Raw genomic sequence first — 22,678 nt, forward strand, 5'->3', positions numbered from 1 at the left:
GCTCGCTCTCAATTCGGGTTTGTACCAAGGGGATTAATCCCGATCGGTGCAGACCCGTTTTTTTTGGTTATCACCGGTGTAAAATCGCCGGTAAGGGCACGGGCCGAACTAAACGTAGCCGGGTCTGTGAGGGGCAACGAGATAAAAAATGACGTACCAACATCTTCCGTCGTCTCGAACCAGATACTGCCCCCCGCATGGTCAATTCCCCGCTTGGCAATGGCTAATCCAAGACCTGAGCCTCCCTGTTTGGTACTGAAATTAGGCAGGAAAATCTTGTTCCGAATAGCCTCCGGGATACCCGCTCCGTTGTCGTGTACCTCGATATTGACCAGATCGTCGCTCGTGAACAGTTTAAGCTCAACCGTAGGCCGGCGTCCCGCAGGCACCGACTGAATCCCGTTGATAATCAGGTTAGTCAGAATCCGCCCCATCATGTGCCGGTCGCCCCGCACCATAATTGGGCCGGTTTGTACCTGCCGGGTAAGCGAAATTCGGGTATCGTCGGCATAGAGATCAGCCGCTTTGTTGAGCACCGACGAGATTTCGAACACCTCATTTTTGGGCATGGGCATCTTCGCAAACTCCGAAAACGAAGTAGCAATGTCGCTCAGGTTATCAATCTGTTCGAGCAGTGAATCGAAGGTCCGTTGCAAAATCCGGCGGGCACGGGTATCGCCTTCACCAGCGGGCAGCGTACGCTGAAGCTGTTGCAGCGTGAGCTTCATGGGTGTCAGCGGGTTTTTGATTTCGTGCACGACCTGCTTGGCCATCTCGCGCCAGGCCGACTGTTTTTCGCTCTGTGACAAGGCCAACTTGCTATCCTGTAGCTTCACCAGCATGCGGTTGTACTCACCAATCAGCAACCCGATTTCGTCGTCAGATTTCCACTCCAGGGGCTCATTGAGCTTATCCAGATTAGTCCGTCGGATTTTCTGCGTCAGAATTTTCAGGGGTCGGGTTAGCTTCCGTGAAGCCACATACGACAGAGCCATGAAAATGATGAACAGAAACATAAACACATTCAGCGCCGACGCAATAACCTCACTCACCTGCCGGTCGAGGTCGGGCCGGGCGTAGAAATACGGAATGCTCAACACCCCCAACTGCCGTCCATCGTACGAGCGGATGTTGGTGTAGGCCGTACGGTAGGGCTTGCTCCCCAGCGATTCGTCGAGCAGTACCTGATTTTCTTTGTTCTCAATCAGGTGAACGTACGCTTCAGGATTAATAAATTTCGAAAGGTGGCCCCCTTCGTAAATAAGCGGTCGCGACGAAGAGAATAACCGCCCTTTCGTGTCGAACAGGTTGATATCGACGCCAGCGTCGTGGGCAATCTTTTTCAGTTCTTCCTCCATAGCCGCCTTACTCCGGCGCTCCTGCGCGTACTCATCGAGGTAAGTCAGGAAATTAGCGGCAATGTTTCGGGTATTACTGATGTAGGTAGCTTCCTGATTCGCAATGTAGTTGGAGCTAATTACACTCAGAATAATGAGCACAACCAGCAGCAACGGCAGGAAAAAGGCCAGGTTGAGCAGAATCTGAATCCGGGTGGAGAGATTAATACTGAACCGCGATAATCCGTACTTAACAGCATACACCGCAATCACAACGAGCACCGTAATAACCAGCACCAGAAACAGAAACGAGAAGTTAGACAACATGCTCTGATACGGATAGTTGAGCGATGATACCACGACCGTCCGGCCATTTTTTCCTCTCAGGCCTACGTGCTTGTACTCATTAATGACCAGTCCACCGTTGTAAAGAGAGGCATTACTCAGGGCATTGACCGGTAATTTGCGGTCGTAATTGTACGGCCCATCGCTGTAAATCAGGCGACTTGGATTGGTTTGCCCCAGTGATGGGCGACCGTAAATCGCGTAGCTATAATCCTGCGCTTCGGGGAGTTCGAAAAGTGGGTTATCAACCAGCAACTCGGGATACACATTCTTGGGCAAGCCTCCCCAGAGCCGCAACCGCAACACAATATGCCCAATAGTCGCGTTGGTTCGGGTTTTGCGAATCTCGATAAACTGCACGTATTGCTTGATAAACGTGCTACCTACTTCGTTGACAAAGAATAGGTTACTGTATTGGGTTTTGTAACGTTCCTGTCCGAATTGCTCGCGCAGTTGTTGCAGACTTTCGCCCGCCAAGGCCCGGTCAATAGGATACCCATTGGCATCGAACGATAACACCTCGGTATCGTACTTGTTGAAATAGCGGTCGAGAATAGCGGTCTTGACGTGCTGCTGAATGCGACCGGGAGCCAGTAGCGTATCGTCCATGAACCGCTGAATATCAGGGTCCCGGCTGATCACCTCGGCTGATTTTTGGAGTAAAAACTCGCCAAAATCATCGTTTTCGGCCAGCAGCCGCATCCCAAATTCGTTTTTCTGGGCTATATCCTTCCGAATTTCCTGCTGATACACCACATACGTTGTCATACAGGCACACACGAGCGCCGACAAAAACAGGTAGATCGACGTACGGTACTCAAACGCGTACAACGTACGGGGGAACCGGCTTAGGTACAGGAGCAGGAAAAACAGGCCGTTAATAACCCAGATCGGATCATTGAAAGCGTCTACCGTATAGAAACCAATAGCGGCCAGTACACTGGCAATCCCGATGGCCAGCACGCCCAGCCAGGGCGTATCTACAAACCGGATGTACAGGCTTCCAAGCAGGTTCAGGGCCAGAAAATAGATGATCGAAATCGAGACGAAAACAAGCAAACTGGCTGCTTTGAGACCGTTAAACCGAATATTGAGGGTAATATCGAGTGTAAACTGCGACTTGACGTAGATGTTGTTCAGCTCCACGAAGCACGCGTAAAACGTAACGTAGCTGAGCAACACACAAACAAGCGCCAGGGCCCAGCGGGTCCACTGAGGAAAATGAATGAGCCGGTTGTACAGATGCGACCGGAAGTAGTACAGCACCAGATAAAGCAACAACACGGCTACCACTACGCAGTTGAGAAGCAGGTCGCCCAACGACGGAGCTAAAAACGATGATGCATAGAACTTCGGGTTAAACAGCTCGGTCTCAAAAAACAGAAACGGCACGCCAAAATAAAGCATTACCCCCCGCAGAATGACAAAATACAACGCGAGTAGAGCAAAGCCAGCCCCGTAGTGTCGGCTCCGGCGTAAGCGTACAATTTGCAATCCTACGTAAAGACCCAGAAACAAAACAGCCAGTGACCCTAAAATAACGGTATTAACCGGTGTTGAGTCGTTCCGAAACGCATCCACGCGTGGCGGCACAACCGAGAACAGGAACCCCGCTTTGGGCTCGTAAATGTTCTGGTAGGCGGTTTGGCTTCGTACATTGTTGATCTGCTGTGGGTCGAGACGAAACAGGTTGACGTTATAGCCTGATTGCAGATAACTGCTGGATGTTTTGTACTGTCGGTAGATGTTAACGAGTGAGTAAACAGCCAGAACATCGGCCCCTTTACGTACATTCAGCCGACTAACCAGGTACCGCCCCTGTTCAAAATCAACGAGCTGAGGCCGGTTTACGGATGCCACAGCCGCATAGTTTGGCACAAACTGGTAATCGGACCAGAACAGGAGTTCACCGTTTTTGAAAATGAAATACGGGTAACGAGTTGGCTGTTGAAGCCCCGAAAAAGAGTAATCCTGAGCCAGTCGGACTTGTTCGCCAACCTGTTTCAACTCTTCGTTACTAATGGCCAATTCGGCCCGAACACGGTCACGTACCAACGACACATACTGCTCGTCGGTAGCACCGGGGGCTCCTCGTTCCAGCAAGGTGTAGCAAAGGGCCGACAGAACGACCAAAAGCACGGCCAGAATCAGGAAAATATGCTTCTCAATGTGTTTCACAAGACAGGGTGAGGCTTCGGGGCTCTTCCCGCTAAAATCATGCCAACTTACGCCTTTTCGACGGTGAATCCGCGCCCCTCTTCACCGGCTTCGAAACCAATTTGCGCCCCTAAAACATACAGAAGGTGTTTGCGGTCAATAATGACACGCACCCCTTCAACGTTATACACTTCGTCGGTTGGGCCGGGCGTATCAAAGCCCAGCAACCAGGAGGCCCCGCAGCCCCCTCCGCGTACGCCCACCCGAAGACCGTACTCGGCCGGAATCTTCTGATGGTTTAAGGTATTCTGAATCTGGTAGTGGGCTTCGGCCGTAATCCGAACGGGTTGATCAAGCATAGGTATTTTTCCAGATGGCCTCCAAAACAGGCCTCCTAGTCAAAGTTATTTATTTTTGCCCAAACAAGCAGACTGAACAAATGGAGTTAATCGCTGACTTACTGAAGTTAACCATACCGGCCGCCCTGGTTTTGTACGGTATGTTTCTGACCGTTAAACTGTTACTGGAGCGCGAGGCTGCCCGATATCAGAACGACGTCAAGACCCGTTACACCGAAGCCGTGATTCCGATTCGATTGCAAGCCTATGAGCGAATGATTCTGTTTCTGGAGCGAATCAGCCCCAACCATTTGCTGGTGCGGCTCAACGGCAGCGCCACTACCGTACTCGACTTCCAGCAGCGCCTGCTGGCCGAAATCCGCGACGAGTACAACCATAACCTCTCGCAGCAGGTGTACATGAGCGAGGCTGTCTGGGATCAGATTCAGATAGCGATGAACGAAGTGACGATGCTCATAAATCAGGCCTCCGGCGATACCTCTCCCGATGCTCCGGCTATCGACCTATCGAAACGAATTTTTGAGCGGATTGTCCAGCGCGATACGCAACCGACAGCTGCCGCTATTCGGGCGGTAAAGGAAGAAATTCAGCAGTTGTTCATGTAGACTAACGCAACTTACAGAATGGCCGTCAATGCGTTACCGGCCCAAATACGGCATTCGAAAGCCGCAGGGCCTCATCAAGCGCGGCCATATCGAGCCCATCGGACCCTACTAACGGGATAATCTCCTCGGTCGGGAGGTTGCCAGTGAGGTCGTCGGCAGCCATTGGGCATCCCCCAAAACCGCGTAAAGCCCCGTCTATTCGAGCCACACCCGCCCGCCGGCAGGCATCTACTTTTGGGCCAGCCTCGCCCGGTCGGGTATGTAGGTGCGCTCCGAATTCCACGCCGGGGAATTGAGCCAGTAAATGCCGGAATAGCGACTCTATAGCCGCCGGTGTCGACGTTCCCACGGTATCCGACGGGGCAATGATTCCCACGCCCAAATCGACCAGCTTCTGGGTAAATAAACCTACCCGTTCGGGGCTGTATGGGTCGCCATACGGGTTCCCGAAGCCCATAGACAGGTAAACTACCAGCTGTTTTTGGGCCTGATCGGCCATACGTTGCATTTCGGCCACATCGGTCAGGGCCTGTTCGATACTTCGGTTCGTATTGCGTTGCTGAAACGTTTCGGATACCGACAATGGAAAGCCGATGTATCGGATTTGGTCGTGCGTGAGGGCCTCAGCGGCCCCGCGCAGGTTAGCAACAATTGCCAGCAAATGGGTGCGGGTTGTAGTCAGGTCAAGGCCCGCCAGCACATCAGCCGTGTCGGCCATTTGCGGAATAGCTCTGGGCGACACAAAACTACCAAAGTCGAGCGTGTGAAAACCGACCCGAAGCAGAACGTTCAGATAACGAATTTTCAGATCGGTAGGCACAAAATGTGGTAGGCCCTGCATGGCGTCGCGGGGGCACTCAACAAGGTGCATAGGCAAGCAACAGAAACAGGTGTAAGGTTTCTGCTCCTAAAACGGACAATCGACACAAAAAGTTAACCAGTTCAGGCAGGGGTTGGCAGGCGCAGGGTTGTACCTGCTCCCGCGCCGGTTACGGCAGCGGCTACCTCATCGGCGTGGCAAATAACCACCCGCGATACGCCCTTGTCGAGAGCATTAAAGGCGTTGTCGAGTTTCGGAATCATGCCTTTATTGATGGTTCCGGCCGCTTTATGTTCGGCGTACAGCTCGGGCGAAAGCTGGCCAATCACACTGTCATCGTCGTCGGGATTGGCCAGCACGCCTTTCTTTTCAAAGCAGTACACCAATGAAACTGTAGCCCGCCCGGCCATGTCGACAGCAATAGTCGATGCCATCGTGTCGGCATTGGTATTGAGTATGTTACCCGCTTCGTCGTACGTCAGGGGAGCATACACAGGCGTAAGACCTTGCCGCAGGAAGTACAGAATCTGCCCCGAATCAACCTCAACTACGTCGCCCACAAACCCATAATCAATCTCCTTAACGGGCCGCTTGCGGGCCAGTACCGTACCCGCATCGGCTCCGGTAAGGCCGATGGCGTTGACACCCAGTGCCTGTAATTGAGCAACCAGTTGCTTGTTAACAAGGCCACCGTAAACCATCGTCACTACGTCGAGCATCGGGCGGTCAGTAATCCGCCGACCATCAACCATGGTCGTCTGCACGCCTAATTTTTCGGCTACCTGCGTTGCCACTTTCCCCCCACCATGAATCAGAATTTTATCGCCGGGCAACCCCGCAAACGCGGTCAGAAACCGTTTGAGTGCATCCGGATTGTCAATTACGTTACCGCCGATCTTGATTATAGTCAGTTGGGTACTCATGAAGGGTTTTGGGTTTATGGTTTATGGTTTTTAGTTTGCCATGTATGGCAAACAAAACAAATGAACAATATACAATGAATAGTGATTCACGCTGCTGATTATCAGTCCACTCACTCTGCATTGTACCGTCAATTTTGACTTAGTCCTTTAGTCAAGCAGAATTAAACTGAAGTATTTCAAACAGACACTTTTGTCATTCCGACGCAGGAGGGATCTTACAGTCAGTCAATTAGAAAGATCCCTCCTTCGTCGGGATGACAAACTAAAGTTTAAACTAATCCTGCTTTACTACTTAGTTAGGCGAAGCGTTTGGCGATGGAATTACAGCGTAAGCAGAATCTCTTTCAGTACAGCCTGTGCCGACCATTCGCGGTTGGCAGCCTGCTCAATCACCAGCGACTGTGGACTGTCGAGTACATCGTCGGACACTTTTACGTTCCGGCGAACGGGCAGGCAGTGCATAAACTTACCGTTATTGGTCAGCTGCATCTTATCCATCGTAACCATCCAGGCCGGATTCTGCGTAAGCACCTGCCCATAATGCGTATACGAAGACCAGTTTTTGCCGTAAATAAAATCGGCACCCTCGAAGGCTTTCTCCTGATCGTACTCGACGCGTGCATTACCGAGGTATTCGGGGGCCAGTTCGTAACCAGGAGGGTGAGTCACCACAAATTCAATTTCACCGGCATTGGCCAGCGGGTTCATCCATTCACAAAACGAGTTAGCCACCGCTTGTGGCAATGCCTTGAAGTGCGGAAGCCAGGTCAGTACCACCTTAGGGCGGGCCAGCATAGCATAGGCCGCTTTGGCCTCGGCAATCGTGATACAGTCGGCCAGCGACTGCAACGGGTGCCGGGTGGCCGACTCCAGATTCACAATCGGTACGCCGGCATACTTCCGAAACTGACTCATCACCAGCTCGCGGTAGTCTTTGTCGCGGTCTTTCAGCTCGGCAAAGGCCCGAATCCCGATCACGTCGCAGTAGCGCCCAATCACAGCAGCCGCTTCTTTTACGTGTTCAGCCTTGTCACCATTCATGATAACCGGGTGGCCTTCAATCATTTCTTCCATTTCCAGCCCCCAGCTATCCTGTCCTACGTTCATAATCATCACGTTCATACCCAGATTCTGAGCCGCTTTTTGGGTGCTCAGACGGGTACGCAGACTCGAATTGAAGAAGATCAGACCAATGGTTTTGTTTTTGCCCAGGTGCGCATCTTCAAACGGATTGGCTTTTACATACAGTCCCTGCTTAATGAGGGCGTGGATGTCAGTGACGTCGGTGGGGGAAATGAAATGCTGCATATTGAATCATGAACCCAGGAAGCGGGCCACCTATCAGCCACAAACCCGAAGGGTAGCCCGTGTTTTCCTGCGTTGATAAATGTTTTTTTGTCAGAAATATCGTTACGACTGCACGGCCAGGCAAACACTCAGAGCCTCCAGAAACTGATCGGCTTCGGCTTGCCCAACGGCCAGCGACGGCAACAAACGAACCGTATTCTTGCCCGCTACGCCCGTAAAAATATGATGATCGTACAAGAGCGTGTTCCGTAGCGACTCTACCGGAAAATCATACTCGATCCCGATCATAAGCCCGCGTCCGCGCAGCTCTTTATAGCCGCCAATCTGCCGGATACCGTTCATAAGGTAATCCCCCATGCGGGTAGCATTGTCGATCAGATTCTCGTCGCGCATGATGTCGAGAACCGCAATGGCTGCCGTACAGGCCAGGTGATTACCGCCAAACGTTGTACCCAACAACCCGTAGCTCGCCTTGAACTTGGGCGAAATGAGGATTCCTCCAATCGGGAAACCGTTGCCCATACCTTTGGCCATGGAAATAATATCGGCCTGAATGCCACTGAACTGATGCGAGAAAAATTTACCCGAGCGTCCGTAGCCACACTGCACACCATCCAGAATAAGTACGGCACCGGTTTCGTCGCAACGCTTCCGTAGCGTTTGCAGAAAAGCATCGGTAGCCACCTGAATACCTCCTACGCCCTGAATCCCTTCAACAATCACCGCGCAGGCTTCGTCGGTAATGCCTTGCTGAGCCGCTTCGGCGTCGTTGAACGGCAAAAAGGTAACGTGTTCGCTGTAATTGACCGGAGCTACAATAGCCTTATTGTCGGTAGCCGCAACGGCTCCGGCCGTACGACCGTGAAACGCCTTACTGAACGCAATCACTTTTTTGCGACCTGTATGAAACGACGCCAGTTTGAGGGCATTTTCGTTGGCCTCTGCCCCCGAATTACACAAAAACAGGGCGTAATCCGGATGTTCCGACATCTCGCCTAACTTATCGGCCAGCTCCTGCTGCAACGGAATCCTGACCGAGTTCGAATAAAACGAAATTCGGTTTAGCTGCTCCGTCAGGGCCTGTACATAGCGCGGATGCGTGTGCCCTACCGAAATCACGGCGTGGCCACCGTACAAGTCCAGATAACGATCTCCCTTGGTATCCCAAAGGTAGCTGCCCAACGCCCGAACGGGTTCCACATCGTTCAGCGGGTACACATTAAATAACTCAGCCATCGGCAGTAGAGGGCGTCAGCCGATCGTACGGCTGCGCTCATTTCATGTTTCGCAAAAAAAGAAGAACAAGATTACGGATTTTTAGGGGAATAAGGGCCAAAAAAAGCAAAAAGGAAGCGCTTGAGCCTCCTTTTTGTAAACTTGACAAGGCCATCCACCCCTCCCCTATACACGCACCAGAAACTCGCGCAGTATTCGAAGCGACTCCTCAGGTTGCTCGATCATGCCCAGATGCCTGGCATTTTCCAGCCCGACAAATACCCCTTTTTCATTGAGCAGATCGGCCATTTGTATACTTTTCTCAAACGGAACGAGATTATCTTCTTTACCCGCAATCACGAGCACCGGAAAGGTAGCCCGTTGCAACACCGCCGAGCGGTCGGGTCGGGCAGCAATGGCACGTACACCCGCAGCCAGCGCATCCGGAGGCAGCTGGGCCCCAATTTCGATACGGTTAGCTACCAGTTCGTGGCGCTTTTCGCGGTGCGCGGGGGCCACCATTTTAGGGACCGTCTCTTCGACAAAGGCGCGGCTCCCCTGTTGCTGAATTTGTTCAATGGCAGCCTGCCGTTTGGCTTTCCGTTCTTCATCATCGGCAAACACCGTCGAATGAAACAAAACGAGCCCACTAACCAGATCAGGGTGATATTCAGCAAAGGCCAGCGCCACGTACCCACCCATCGAATGCCCTACCAGCACCGCCTGATCAATTTGAGCCGCCTGTAGCATGCTGTACAGGTACTCGGCATAGGCTTCGATAGTCGTATGGTTGGCGAGGCCCGAGAAATCGGGTTTAACCAGCTGATAATCCTGAGCGAGTTCGGTGTACAAGGTGTCCCAGATCGACGAGTCGACCCCGTGGCCGTGCAGCAGAACAACCGTTTTTTTCTGATTCATACCGTTTTGATTGAGTGATTGAGCAAATGAGCGATTGAGTGAATAGGGCCAGAGCGTTTCACACAATCATTCACTCCATTATAAGTTAATGCACAATGAATAATGTACAATGGAAAAAGCTCAATGCGCTGGTCATCATCGTTTTCACTATTCATTCTACATTATACATTTCATTCCGATTCAGTACGTAAAACATACAAAAACAAAGCGCCGGGTGGCCGCACGAAGCCAATCTTCATGCGACCACCCGGCGGCTCACTCGTTGCTTTTTGGTCTTCAGACCGGCACGGTCGCGTGCCTGAGCCTTCGGTTATCGCAACAGATCAACCAAAATCAGCACCAGACCCACAATCAGGGCGATAATACCCAGCGGGCTGGCTACCCCCAGCAACATCAGAATCAAACCCGCAATGGCAATGATAGCCCCCAGTGTGAGCAGACTCTTCGCCATTGGCTGATCGGGAGCCATCTGCTTCTTGATCTTTTTATCGATCTTTTTCACCATGGTCCGCTCCATCAGGTTCATTTTCTTGGCGGCCGTGTTTGATACGGGTGCCATGGTTGCCTGCTGAGCGGTTGCGTCGAGCATGGCGTTGATCTTCGCCATTTTCTTCTGCACCCGCTTGTCGGCCATTACCTCTTTGTTGCTGGCCACAGCCTCGTTCAGCTGCGCCCGAACCGTAGCCAACTGCGCTTGTGGAGCCGGCGTAGCAGGTGTTTCCACTTCAGGCGTTGCTACCGGTGCCTGCACCGCTACCGGTGCTTCATTCTGAGCAGGTGCAATGGTTTGTACAGCCTCCGACTTGGTAACCGTAGCAAACTTTTCGGCAGGGGTGCGCTGAACAGTTGCATACGGACGGCTGCAGGCAGTGAAAAGGGCCGTTCCGGCCACGAAAAGGGTGATTCGTTGGGCAAAAGTTTTCATCAGATAACGTTTTTGTTTAATGGTGAACTACTCAGATTTCACCGGTCTAACAACGCCCTGATGACTTTGTTACTAACAAATGACGCAGTTCCGAAAAAGCGAGGAAACGGTCCAGATTAGGCCGCAGCCGACGTATCGGACCACCGCAACATGCCCTGAAACTTCGAATCGCCAAATTTCTGCCGCGCATAGTCGAGCGACACCGTAAACTCCTTAACACCGGGTTGCGACGGTAGCTCGTACATAGCATCCAGAATGATGGATTCACAGATCGAACGCAGGCCCCGCGCCCCCAGGTTATAGGTGAGCGCCTGATCAACGATAAAATCGAGCACTTCGTCGGTCCATTTCAGCTCAATACCTTCCATCGCAAACAGCTTGTTGTACTGTTTCGAAATGGCGTTTTTAGGTTCGGTCAGAATCTGAAGCAGAGCCTTGCGGTCGAGGGGTTCGAGGTGAGTCAGGATCGGCAAACGGCCGAGCAACTCAGGGATAAGACCGAACGATTTGAGATCCAGTGCCGATACGTACCGCATTAGGTACGATTTTTCGGAGCTCTCGTGGAGCCGACGCTCCCCCGAGAACCCAATGGGCCGCGCGTTGACCCGCTTGGCAATATGCCGCTCAATGCCATCGAATGCGCCCCCACAGATAAACAGAATGTTTTCGGTATTGAGGGCAATCATCCGCTGATCGGGGTGCTTACGGCCACCCTGCGGGGGCACATTCACCACCGACCCTTCGAGCAACTTAAGCAAGGCTTGTTGCACCCCTTCGCCACTAACATCGCGGGTGATTGAGGGATTGTCGGCCTTGCGGGCAATCTTATCGATCTCATCGATGTAGACGATACCCCGTTCGGCCGCGTCGACATCATAGTCGGCTGCCTGAAGCAGGCGGGTCAGAATGGTTTCCACATCTTCGCCCACGTATCCAGCCTCGGTAATCACGGTGGCATCGGCAATGCAGAAAGGAACTTCCAGAATCTTGGCAATCGTGCGGGCGAGGTACGTTTTACCGGTACCGGTTTCACCCACCATGAGAATGTTCGATTTTTCGATCGTTACCTCATCCGCCGACTTCGGCTGCATCAGCCGCTTGTAGTGGTTATACACAGCCACCGTCAACGCTTTTTTGGCCTCGTCCTGCCCAATCACGTACTGATCGAGGTGCTTTTTCATGTCGACCGGTTTGATCAACTTAATATCGACCTCTTTAGCCTCGGTCCGTTGCGGCTTCATTTCCTGCAACACCACCTGATGTCCCTCTTCAATGCAATAATTGCAGATATGGGCATCCAGGCCAGAAAGTAGCAGCATGACCTCATTTTTGCGTCGGCCGCAGAACGAACAGTTTATATTTGGCATGAATACGTGTCTATTTCAAGTAGAAAAATGTGAAACGGTAACGGGGTGTTGATGGTGTTTGTTGACCGAAACCGCACAAAAAAAGACTTGACGCGAATCAAGTCATAATGGGCTAACAAAAATAAAGGCATCGTGCCGAAAACCCAAGTGCCAGTTTATCCAAAGGACAGTTACTGAACAGCCACTTTGGCGTCCTCCACATCGATGGTTGCCTCTACCACTCCCGTCACAATCAGGTATTGCGCCACTGCATACGTACTCATGACAATCAGGTGGGCAGCAGGTAACGGAAACGCAAATTTATTTAATGCGATGGCCGAGTCGGAGACCATAAACAGGACAGCCCCCGCCACTACTTGTTTATGATTGGCTTCGGTAACAGCCTCCCGGCGCATGGCCGCCATGATCCCCATCAGCGCAATACAAACGATATACCCCACAACGGGCCCAAGTAGCCCGGTTGTTTCCAACGGTTTGTACAGATACAGCAGAAATCCGGCCGAATACAACCCAAACGGAATGGCCCGAAGCGCAAACCGTCCCGCCGACAAACGCACGCCAACCTCACTCAATTGCCCCCAAAAAGCAGCTATGTAGGCCAATTGCATCAGCAAAAACGACCCCAACCCCACCACAAACAGGTCAATTTCCCGAATCATCAGGAACACATCGCCGAGCAAGGCAAATACCATCCCGACAAATAACCACCGAACCGGTCCGCTTTCCTGCCAATGTGCCCGTTTAAACACCACCCAGGTCATGAGCGAGAGCATAATGAGCGGCTTGCATACGTAATGTAACACAGGGATATGCAGCAGGTTACCCGTGATTTCGAGCGCTGTCACGAGAAACAACCAGATAAAAAGCGGACGAGAAACCATATCGGCCAATGATGAACAGTTGTGTAAGCCTGCAATTTGGGCCGATCTATCCATATAAACAACATGTCGTTTTTCCTGAGTCAATACTCGAAGTTCCGCCAATCTACCATCGTGCAAAAACGCTCAGTACTGGACATTAGATGTTGGACATTAGACGTTAGCCCTCCCTCTATAAAGGTAGTAAGTCTAACGTCCAGTGTCTGAAGTCCGAATGTCCAGTACTGAGGCAAAAACGCTTAAACATCCGGTTCTGTATTGAGTTTGAACAGATTAGTACCACGAACCAACCGTACACTTCACCAATGATCCGCTTACTGACCGCCCGGGTTTGGTATCGCCTGTGCCAAACCCCCACCCTTCTGACCATTTTCGTTGGTCTTTTTTTGGTCACGTACCAGTTTGTAACAGGCTCGCTCCCCCAAACGCTTCAATTAGGTTTTTGCGCTTTTATGCTGGCTGTGGCAGGCATCCCGCATGGCGCCCTCGATCATTTGGTCGAGCACGAACGGTCCGTCCGGCTCAACAAACCTTTTTCGTTCAGGCGGTTTATCGCCAAATATTTACTTACCATGGGCCTCTATGCCATTGCGTGGCTGTTTGCGCCTGTGCCTTGCCTACTGGTTTTTCTTTTGATCTCATCCTGGCACTTCGGCGAAACCGACCTAAGCAATGCCCCCCAGACCCCGTATTGGCTTCTCGCCCGGCTTGCGGCTGGTGGCTTCGTTCTGGGGTTCGTTCTCTTAACACATGCCGACGAAACAAGCCCAATTCTGAGTCGTATCGTGCAGGCTGACGCTCAGGTTATGTCCGTTTGGCAATTTGTTGCGAACCGGGCAGGAGCGGTATTACGTGGGTGGGCCACCCTAATTTTAGTATTAACCATGCTGGCCTACAGCCACCATCCAATTCCACTCAATGGGGCCCGGATGATTCGATTACTTAGTATCCTTTTACTGGCCTATTTCTTACCCCTACTGCCTTCGTTTATGTTGTACTTCGGTGGTTGGCACGCCCTCTCTTCGTTTGCTACCCTTCAGAATTTCCTGCCGGTTCACAACCAAAAACCGTACAGCGCTCTGAAACATATTTGGGTAAAATCACTGCCTCTTACGCTGCTTTCAATCTTCTTTCTACTTCTTTTTACGGTTGGTTGGCAAACGATTTTCCCCAATTTCGACCCTTTACCCATTTTGTTTATCTTTTTATCCTTAATCACTTTACCACACATTGAGGTTATGTACGGAATTGACAATAGTTCAACTAATTGATTTTCAATATCCTATACCAATAAATTCCAGAAATAATTGACTAAGTAAACAGATTTTACGTACCGTTGGATAAAAATATTGTTTAGTTTTTTCAGCAAAACTCTAAACAATAAAAATGAACAGCCTGTTGAGGTTTTAATAATTAATTGCACTTTTTCAGTTTGTTCACTTTTTCACTTCAACTACAATGCTTAGTCAACTTAACTCAATTTTGCTGGAAGTACTTCAGCCAGGTGATGTAATCGGCTTCACGTTTTTCACCGGTTACATGTCAATGTTTGCCGCGTCGGTCTTCTTCTTCATGGAACGCGGTGAGGTAGATGGCAAATGGCGTACGTCTCTATTAATCTCTGGTCTCATTACCATGATCGCAGCCGTGCATTATTTCTACATGCGTGGGGTATGGCTTGAGACCAAAACATCGCCCACCGAATTTCGCTACATCGACTGGACCCTTACTGTACCACTGATGTGCGTTGAGTTTTACCTGCTGATCAAGCCCTACGGTGGCAAATCGTCAACCCTCTGGAAGCTGATTGGCTACTCGGTATTCATGCTTGTAACGGGCTACATCGGTGAAGCAATTGACCCAAGTAACACCATTATCTGGGGGGCGGTATCAACGTTGGGCTACCTCGGCATTATTTATGAAGCCACCCTGGGCGACGTAAAGAAGACAGCCGATGCTTCACCCAACCCAGAGGTAGCAAAAGCCGTGAAGCTGCTCCGCAATTTTGTGCTGATCGGCTGGGGTATTTACCCAATCGGGTACATGGCTATGCCCGGTGGTTTACTCGGCGGCATGGGCCTCAACCTGGATCTCGTTTACAACATTGGTGATGCCATCAACAAAATCGGATTCGGTTTAGTCGTGTATGGAGCGGCAGTGGCATCTACTAAACACGAGTCGAAAGCTTCAAAGCTCGTATCGGCTACTGTTTAAACGTTTACAGAACAGTATGAGGTCTAAAACATTTACAGAACCATCATAGCATGGAGTAGAGTAGGATAATTAAAAAAGGCAACCCCACTTGAGGTTGCCTTTTTTAATGACTCGTTGCAGACGAGAGCCTATCGCTCCCGGCGCAGCACTTCGTCGATCAAGCCGTATTCTTTCGCTTCGTCGGCGCGGAACCACTTATCCCGGTCTGAGTCACGCTCAATTTGCTCAACAGTTTTGCCGCAGTGGTCAGCCAGAATCGTGTACAGCTCTTCGCGCAGCTTGACAATCTCACGGGCCGTAATCTCAATATCAACCGACTGTCCCTGCGCACCACCCGATGGCTGGTGAATCATGACGCGGGCATGGGGCAAGGCCGACCGCTTACCAGCGGCACCACCAGCCAGCAACACGGCTCCCATCGACGCAGCAAGGCTCGTACAAACCGTGGCTACATCAGGGCGCACATACTGCATGGTATCGTAAATCCCCAAACCGGCATACACCGAACCGCCGGGGCTGTTGATGTACATCAGGATGTCTTTCTTCGGATCGGCCGACTCCAGAAAGAGCAACTGAGCCACAATGATGTTGGCAATGTTATCATCTACCCCCATACCCATGAAGATGATGCGGTCGGCCATCAGGCGCGAAAACACATCGACTTCGCGGAAGTTCATGGGGCGCTCCTCAATCACAGAGCGGGTCATGTTCTCAACCGTGTGGTTCATGTAACCGTCCACCGTCAGGCCATTAAGACCCATGCCGTGTACGGCAAATTTTCTAAATTCTTGTCCGAAATTCATGGTAAGGTTTCCTTTGTTTAACTAACTAATCCCGATTCACAGAAGTTTCCAGAAACAACGTCCCGGTCATCGGCCTAAATCTTTCGTCACAAAAATGCGTTATGCAAACGAAAAGTATTGTCGGTCTGACTGTAGAAATTGTCAGCACAACTTGATTTCTTTACCACCTCAACCCCTTCTCGCATGACCCTCAGCGAACGAATCCGGCTCCAGCGCCTGCAACGGGGACTCTCGCAGGAAAACATGGCCGATCTGCTTCATTTGTCGACAACGGCTTATGGCGATATCGAACGCGGTAAAACCGACCTGACCTTGTCGCGACTGAGTCAGATTGCCGCCGTATTCGACATTTCGCCCGCAGCTCTGCTGACCGACGAAGAGCCGCTTACCCCCGCCGAGGCCGTGCCTGTATCCGACCCAAATCACGAACTGGAAACCTTACGGCTTACCGTGGAGAAGCAACAGCTGGAACTCGAAAAACTCCGGCTCGAAACCGATTACTGGAAGCGCCGGTACGAAGACCGAATCGCCTTTGAATTAGCCCGTGCCCTGGGGCAGGAGCCCGTACGGGAGCGAATCGGCTTCTAGCGCCCACACACTCATCCATTAACAAAAAAAGGCGAACCCGTTACGAGCTCGCCTTTTCTCTATTGTATAAACGCTTACCGGCCTTCGGCTACGGCTTTGAACTCGTCGAATGAAGCAGGCTTCGATTCAACCGTTACCTGCGTTTTAGCGTATTCGATTACTTTGTCGTCGAACACACGGTTGAACAGGCTTGTGTAGTTCTGACCGTTGTTTTTCTCGTCCATCAGGTAGTTCCGGGCGATCTTGTCGATGGTTTTGTTCATCTCCTCGTCGTCGGTGTTGGTGAAGCCAAACTGCTCACGCACCATTTGCCGGGTCACTTCCATAATTTCTTCGAACTCAACTTTCACATCGGCCGTCTCAGCGATCTTGTTCTTGATGAGTTGCAGCTTCACCGACTTAGCAAACTCTTCGAACTCGGCATCAACCTGCTCGCGGCTTACTTTGCCTTCGTTGCTTTCGATGAGCCAGTTTTTCAGGAACTCCTCGGGCAACAGAATGGGAATATTGTTGAGCAACTCACGCTCAATGTCGTACCGCAACAGGGTGCTCGACTCGCGCTCGTAGTTTTTCGAAATTACCTCCGCAATTTTCGTCCGGAACTGCTCTTCACTTTCAACCTGACCAATGCCAAAGGTTTTATCGAACAGCTCCTGATTGATTTCGGCCGGCTGATGACGGGTTACGTCTTCAATTTCAAACGTAAACTCACCAGTCAGGTCAGCGGCTTCCTCTTTCTTCACGCCGGTAGCGTTGGCGCGGTCTTTCTCATTCGGGAAAACCGTCTCGATCGTGAACGTCACGACTTCGCCTTTCTTCTTACCGATGAAATCAGCTTTGGCTTCCTCCGCCATTTTGTTGGTTGGGAAAGCTGTTTTGCTGGCAAAGCCTGCTTCGGCACCTTCGGGGGCGTTCACCTGCTTCAGCTCACCGTAGATCGTGTCGCCATCGGCAACTTCGTCGGCGTGCTCATGCGTGTGGAACTGCTTCTGGAGGTTTTCGATCGTTTCGTTGATCTCCTTATCCGTTACCTCAATCTGATACTGCGTGAGGGCGGGCAACTGATCGAAATGAACGTCGAAGTCAGACGCCAAACCGAGCTCGTAGCTAAACTCAAACTGCTCCTGCGTATCCCAGTCGATAGCGTCGGCCTGTTCCCGGTTCGGAACGGGATCACCCACTACCTGCAGTTTGTTTTCGCGGATATAGTTAGAGACCGTCTTGCCCAGAATCGAGTTGATTTCTTCAACCAGAATTCCCTTGCCGTACATCTTTTTGATCAGAGCCGGGGGAACATGACCGGGGCGGAAGCCCTTCAGAGCAACGGTCTTACTGTATTGCTTCAGTTTTTTATCAACTTCCGGCTTGTAGTCGTCCGGTGTCAGCGTAATCCGTAGCGAGGCATTGGTCTCACTCGCTTTATCGAGAGCTATATCCACAATTGTGATTGTTTATTAAGTGAATGAGCGAATGGATGAATAGGTGAATAAAAGCGGCTCGAGAGACATTCGCCAATTCACTCATTCACTCATTCGCTCATTGTACTGTTGTACGGGCGGAGGGACTCGAACCCCCATGCCTTGCGGCACCAGATCCTAAGTCTGGCACGTCTACCAATTTCGCCACGCCCGCAGAGTGGCCAGTTATCGGGGTAAGATGTTCGCGTAAGCAGGTGCTTTTGCGTTTCTCCAACCCCTAAAGCTTACTGGTTTGGCCCGCAAAAGTACGAATAAGATTGAATAGCGCAATAGTTAGCCACCAATAAATAGGAACAAATTCTGTACCTACGCCCCAAAGAAGCCTGTTTGGGCGCTTTTCCAGGTCGCAAACGGCCTCTGTTTGAGGTCATTTGCGATCGCTGCCGCGTACCGATTCGAGTAACTGCCTCAGTTCATCAACCAGATGGGGTTGCTCTCCAGCCCGGTTTTTGAGTTCACCCACATCCGCATTCAGGTTGTACAGTTGCGGTTGCGGAGCATTTCCTAACTCGGTATTGGTGTTTTTCTCCAGGGCCGGGCCGTTGCTCGGCTCAATATATTTCCAGTCGCCCCGAACAATGGCAAGGGTGTTGTTCAGCGCCTGCTCGATCACGTACGCGCGACCTTTGTTCTCTTTCCCCAGCAGCGCATCCAACGTATTGAAACTGTCGGGGACTTCGCCCGGTGCTGGTTTCTGCCCCACCAAAGCAGCCAATGACGCCGGCAAATCGACCTGACTCATCAGTGCCTCGGAGGTGCCCGCCTTAACCTGGCCCGGCCAGCGTACAATAAACGGAACCCGTGTGCCCGCTTCAAACGCGCTGTATTTGCCGCCCCGGAGCGGTCCCGCCGGGCGGTGACTACCCAGTTTGGTAACGGCCTCATCCTGATACCCATCGTCGATGACCGGGCCGTTGTCGCTGCTGATAATCACGAGCGTATTTTGTTTCAGCCCGAGCCGGTCAAGGGTTTTCATCACCTCGCCCACGCACCAGTCGAGCTGCAGAATAACGTCGCCACGGGGCCCCATGCCACTTTTTCCGGCAAACCGCGAATGAGGCATACGGGGCACATGAATGTCGTGGGTAGAAAAGTAGAGAAAGAAAGGGGCTTTGTGGTTCGTTTGGATAAAGGCCGTTGCCTTTTGGGTAAGCACATCGGCCATGTCTTCATCCACCCAGCGGGCAGCTTTTCCGCCCGTCATATACCCAATCCGCCCTACGCCATTGATGATGGTTTGATTGTGCCCGTGCGAATGCTTCATTTTTAAGCGCTCAGGGTTGTCTTTACCCGTTGGCTCGGCACCTACCGGCTCCCGATAGCTAACCTGCACTGGGTCGGTTGGATCGAGGCCCACGATGCGGCCGTTTTCGACATACACACACGGCACCCGGTCGCCGGTAGCGGGCAGCAGAAACGAGTAGTTGAACCCGATTTCGAGCGGGCCGGGTTTAATGTCGCCGTTCCAATCGGGGCCACCTTTGGGACCGAGACCCAGGTGCCATTTGCCCACTACCCCCGTTTGGTAACCGGCCCGTTGCAGCAACCGAGGCAGCGTGGCCCGGTCGGTTGGGATGAGTAGGGCTGCATCGCCCGGTGCGATACCCGTACCGGTTTTGCGCCAGGCATATTGCCCGGTCATGAGTGTGTAGCGCGAGGGCGTGCAGGTAGCGGCCGTTGCGTGGGCGCGGCTGAAACGCAATCCCTCGGCGGCTACCTTGTCAATATTTGGGGTTCTGAGGGCTTTGGCTCCGTAACAGCTCAGATCCCCGTAGCCCAAGTCATCGGCGTAAATCAAAACAATATTAGGCTTTTGCTGAGCTACCCCTACAAGCGCAAGCAAAACACCCCAAAAAGTAAGTACAATCGATTTGGTCATTATCTTCAGAATCAGCGATCAAAATCCGTTTAGCTGGTCACGTATGTTCCAAACAACAATAGGGTACGGTTTCTAACCGGTAAGACTGTAGGACAAACGAAATCGCAGCGGGGCCTCCCCAGACGTGAACGACGAAAAATTGCTGGACAGACAAATCAGATTTTTTGTGATCGGAGCAGGCGGTTAATTTGTTTTTATCCCGTAACTTGAACGACAGAGTACAACGTAACGAGATGATAAATTACCTATGAATGATGTAGTCGAACCCGTCATTGATCTGGAACTGGAACGCCAGGAGATTCTGAAACGCTACCGACGTCTACTCCGGGCGGCCAAACCTCTGTTGAAGGAAAATGACGCTAAACTGATCAAGAAGGCGTTTAACACCTCGGCCGAAGCGCACAAGAACATGCGTCGCCGGTCGGGCGAACCGTATATCTACCACCCGCTCGCCGTGGCCCAGATTGCCGTGGAAGAAATTGGGTTGGGCACTACATCAATCGTAGCCGCTCTGTTGCACGATGTGGTCGAAGACACCGACATGACCATCCCCGATATTGATCGGCTGTTTGGCGCAAAGGTGGCCCGCATCATCGACGGATTGACCAAAATCTCCGGCATTTTTGAGTACGGCACCTCGCAGCAGGCCGAGAATTTCCGCAAAATGCTCCTGACTTTGTCGGACGATGTGCGCGTGATTCTGATCAAACTCGCCGACCGACTGCACAACATGCGGACGCTCGACTCGATGCCCCGCGACAAGCAGCTCAAGATTGCGTCGGAGACCATCTACATCTACGCCCCGCTGGCCCACCGGCTCGGTTTGTACGCGATCAAGTCGGAGCTGGAAGATCTGTACCTAAAATACGTAGAGCCCGAAGCGTACAAAGACGTAGCCCGGAAGCTCCGCGAAACGAAGGCCGGCCGCGACCGGTTCATCAGCAAGTTTATCGAGCCAATTGAAGAGAGTTTGCAGTCGACCGGCTACAAATACGTGGTTCGGGGCCGTCCTAAGTCGATCTATTCCATCTGGAATAAACTGAGCAAGTCGAAAAAGCCGTTTGAGGAGATTTACGATTTGTTTGCCGTTCGGATCATTCTGGACGTGCCACCGCAACAGGAAAAAGCGGCCTGTTGGCGGGCGTACTCTATCGTTACGGATCATTACAAGCCCAACCCCGACCGACTTAAAGACTGGATCAGTACCCCGCGCGCCAACGGCTACGAATCACTGCATACCACGGTGATGAGCAAAACCGGGCAATGGGTTGAGGTGCAGATTCGGACGGAGCGGATGAACGAAATTGCCGAGAAAGGGTACGCGGCCCACTGGAAATACAAGGGCAACGATACACAAACAGGCCGTGGCATCGACCTCTGGATCAGTCAGGTTCGCGACATGATCGAGACAACTGAGAAAGGCGAAAAAGCCGGGGCCATTGAGTTTCTGGATGACTTCCGCAGCAACCTTTACAGCGAAGAGGTCTTCGTATTCACGCCCAAAGGCGACCTCAAAGTACTCCAACGGGGGGCCACCGCGCTCGATTTTGCCTTCGACATTCACACCCAAATTGGGGCTAAGTGCATGGCGGCCAAAGTCAACAATGTGCTCGTACCGCTGAGCCACGTACTGCAAAACGGCGATCAGGTCGAGGTCATCACCTCCAACAAACAGAAGCCCAACGAAGACTGGCTCCGGTTCGTGGTAACATCCAAGGCCCGTACCAAGATCAAAGACCTCATAAAAGAGGAAAACAAGCGGTACGTGACCGATGGCCGCGATATGGTAGCCAAGAAGTTGAAAACGCTCCGGCTCGACATGACCAATGAGCTGCTGAACCAGCTGCGGGCGTTTTTCGGCTCAAAAACCACGGCCGACTTTTTCTACCGGGTCGGAAAAGGGCATATTGAAACCAAAGAAATTGTTCGGTTCAAGTCGGAGAAGGAAGCCAAGGAAAACCGGCAACACAAACTCAATACCGACAATATTGCCGACGGCAAGAGCTTCACCAAAGAGCTCAAGAAGATGCACGGCGACCGGGCCGATGCCGACATGCTCCTGATTGGGGAAGACATGGACAAGATCGACTACACACTCTCCAAGTGCTGTAACCCAATCTCGGGCGACGATGTGTTTGGGTTTGTGACCATCAACGACGGCATCAAGATTCACCGGGTATCGTGCCCCAACGCCGTCGAACTGATGTCGAACCACGGTAATCGGATTATCAAAGCCAAATGGACCTCACAACGCGACCTGGCGTTTCTGGCGGGGTTACGCATTACAGGTACCGACCGCGTCGGGCTGGTTAACGACGTAACCCGGATCATCAGCAACGAGCTCAGCATCAATATGCGCTCGGTCACAATTGATTCGAAAGACGGCATTTTCGAGGGCAAAATTAAGCTCTATGTCCACGACACGGCCCACCTTGAAACCCTCATGAAGAAGCTCGACAACGTCGACGGGGTGTACGAAGTAGTACGCTTCGACTAAGACAATGAACAACGAACAGTGACCAACGAATAACAACCAGCATCCACTGTTTACTGCTCGTT

18 protein-coding genes and 1 tRNA gene are annotated in these 22,678 nt (G+C 51.8%); 5 read left to right on the top strand and 14 right to left on the bottom strand.

Annotated elements, in window-relative coordinates; all coding sequences use genetic code 11:
- Positions 1 to 8 precede the first annotated feature (8 nt).
- Positions 9 to 3,860, bottom strand: a complete 3,852-nt coding sequence (locus F5984_RS14200; protein ID WP_152124903.1) for a sensor histidine kinase — start codon at positions 3,858 to 3,860, stop codon at positions 9 to 11.
- 47 nt (positions 3,861 to 3,907) lie between these two features.
- Positions 3,908 to 4,198, bottom strand: coding sequence for an iron-sulfur cluster assembly accessory protein (locus F5984_RS14205; RefSeq protein WP_019990852.1), 291 nt, complete (start codon positions 4,196 to 4,198; stop codon positions 3,908 to 3,910).
- A gap of 80 nt (positions 4,199 to 4,278) precedes the next feature.
- Here F5984_RS14205 and F5984_RS14210 point away from each other — a divergent pair, with 80 nt between their 5' ends.
- Positions 4,279 to 4,803 (top strand): DUF7935 family protein, encoded by a 525-nt coding sequence (locus F5984_RS14210; RefSeq protein ID WP_152124904.1) that lies wholly within the window; start codon positions 4,279 to 4,281, stop codon positions 4,801 to 4,803.
- Between the two features lie 25 nt (positions 4,804 to 4,828).
- On the opposite strand, the gene F5984_RS14215 is transcribed toward F5984_RS14210, so the two are convergent.
- The 8 genes from F5984_RS14215 to F5984_RS14250 form a co-directional block, all read right to left on the bottom strand.
- Complete coding sequence (locus F5984_RS14215) at positions 4,829 to 5,674, bottom strand: hydroxymethylglutaryl-CoA lyase (RefSeq protein ID WP_152124905.1); 846 nt, start codon at positions 5,672 to 5,674, stop codon at positions 4,829 to 4,831.
- Positions 5,675 to 5,745: 71 nt separating this feature from the next.
- Positions 5,746 to 6,546, bottom strand: a complete 801-nt coding sequence (argB, locus tag F5984_RS14220) for an acetylglutamate kinase (protein WP_152124906.1) — start codon at positions 6,544 to 6,546, stop codon at positions 5,746 to 5,748.
- Positions 6,547 to 6,867: 321 nt separating this feature from the next.
- A complete protein-coding gene (locus tag F5984_RS14225; protein ID WP_152124907.1) occupies positions 6,868 to 7,854 on the bottom strand; it encodes an N-acetylornithine carbamoyltransferase in 987 nt (328 codons plus the stop codon).
- A 102-nt stretch (positions 7,855 to 7,956) separates the two neighbouring features.
- On the bottom strand, positions 7,957 to 9,090 hold the full coding sequence (locus tag F5984_RS14230; RefSeq protein ID WP_152124908.1) for an aspartate aminotransferase family protein: 1,134 nt from the start codon (positions 9,088 to 9,090) through the stop codon (positions 7,957 to 7,959).
- A 165-nt stretch (positions 9,091 to 9,255) separates the two neighbouring features.
- A complete protein-coding gene (locus F5984_RS14235; protein ID WP_152124909.1) occupies positions 9,256 to 9,987 on the bottom strand; it encodes an alpha/beta fold hydrolase in 732 nt (243 codons plus the stop codon).
- A gap of 310 nt (positions 9,988 to 10,297) precedes the next feature.
- The gene (locus F5984_RS14240) at positions 10,298 to 10,912 is read right to left on the bottom strand and encodes a hypothetical protein (RefSeq protein ID WP_152124910.1); all 615 of its coding nucleotides are present in this window, start codon (positions 10,910 to 10,912) and stop codon (positions 10,298 to 10,300) included.
- A gap of 116 nt (positions 10,913 to 11,028) precedes the next feature.
- Entirely contained in the window at positions 11,029 to 12,279 is a 1,251-nt protein-coding gene (clpX, locus tag F5984_RS14245) for an ATP-dependent Clp protease ATP-binding subunit ClpX (RefSeq protein WP_152124911.1), read from the bottom strand.
- Positions 12,280 to 12,449: 170 nt separating this feature from the next.
- Complete coding sequence (locus tag F5984_RS14250) at positions 12,450 to 13,160, bottom strand: lysoplasmalogenase (RefSeq protein WP_152124912.1); 711 nt, start codon at positions 13,158 to 13,160, stop codon at positions 12,450 to 12,452.
- 383 nt (positions 13,161 to 13,543) lie between these two features.
- Between F5984_RS14250 and F5984_RS14255 the strand changes: the two genes are divergently transcribed.
- Together F5984_RS14255 and F5984_RS14260 are read left to right on the top strand one after the other, a co-directional pair.
- Positions 13,544 to 14,428: a Brp/Blh family beta-carotene 15,15'-dioxygenase gene (locus tag F5984_RS14255; protein WP_246169005.1), complete on the top strand. Its 885-nt coding sequence runs from the start codon at positions 13,544 to 13,546 to the stop codon at positions 14,426 to 14,428.
- Between the two features lie 187 nt (positions 14,429 to 14,615).
- Positions 14,616 to 15,371 (top strand): bacteriorhodopsin-like, encoded by a 756-nt coding sequence (locus F5984_RS14260; RefSeq protein WP_152124914.1) that lies wholly within the window; start codon positions 14,616 to 14,618, stop codon positions 15,369 to 15,371.
- Positions 15,372 to 15,499: 128 nt separating this feature from the next.
- Here F5984_RS14260 and F5984_RS14265 read toward each other — a convergent pair whose 3' ends face one another.
- The gene (locus F5984_RS14265; protein WP_019990839.1) at positions 15,500 to 16,174 is read right to left on the bottom strand and encodes a ClpP family protease; all 675 of its coding nucleotides are present in this window, start codon (positions 16,172 to 16,174) and stop codon (positions 15,500 to 15,502) included.
- Between the two features lie 183 nt (positions 16,175 to 16,357).
- On the opposite strand from F5984_RS14265, the gene F5984_RS14270 reads away from it, so the two are divergent.
- A complete protein-coding gene (locus tag F5984_RS14270) occupies positions 16,358 to 16,762 on the top strand; it encodes a helix-turn-helix domain-containing protein (RefSeq protein WP_152124915.1) in 405 nt (134 codons plus the stop codon).
- 74 nt (positions 16,763 to 16,836) lie between these two features.
- On the opposite strand, the gene tig is transcribed toward F5984_RS14270, so the two are convergent.
- The 3 genes from tig to F5984_RS14285 all read right to left on the bottom strand — a co-directional run bounded on the left by tig (position 16,837) and on the right by F5984_RS14285 (position 20,119).
- Entirely contained in the window at positions 16,837 to 18,201 is a 1,365-nt protein-coding gene (gene tig, locus F5984_RS14275) for a trigger factor (RefSeq protein WP_019990837.1), read from the bottom strand.
- 111 nt (positions 18,202 to 18,312) lie between these two features.
- Positions 18,313 to 18,394 (bottom strand) — tRNA-Leu (locus tag F5984_RS14280).
- A 213-nt stretch (positions 18,395 to 18,607) separates the two neighbouring features.
- Positions 18,608 to 20,119 (bottom strand): sulfatase family protein, encoded by a 1,512-nt coding sequence (locus F5984_RS14285; protein WP_152124916.1) that lies wholly within the window; start codon positions 20,117 to 20,119, stop codon positions 18,608 to 18,610.
- Positions 20,120 to 20,366: 247 nt separating this feature from the next.
- Here F5984_RS14285 and F5984_RS14290 point away from each other — a divergent pair, with 247 nt between their 5' ends.
- Positions 20,367 to 22,616, top strand: a complete 2,250-nt coding sequence (locus F5984_RS14290; RefSeq protein ID WP_152124917.1) for a RelA/SpoT family protein — start codon at positions 20,367 to 20,369, stop codon at positions 22,614 to 22,616.
- Positions 22,617 to 22,678 lie beyond the last annotated feature (62 nt).

This window comes from Rudanella paleaurantiibacter (genome assembly GCF_009184635.1).
Lineage (GTDB): Bacteria > Bacteroidota > Bacteroidia > Cytophagales > Spirosomataceae > Rudanella > Rudanella paleaurantiibacter.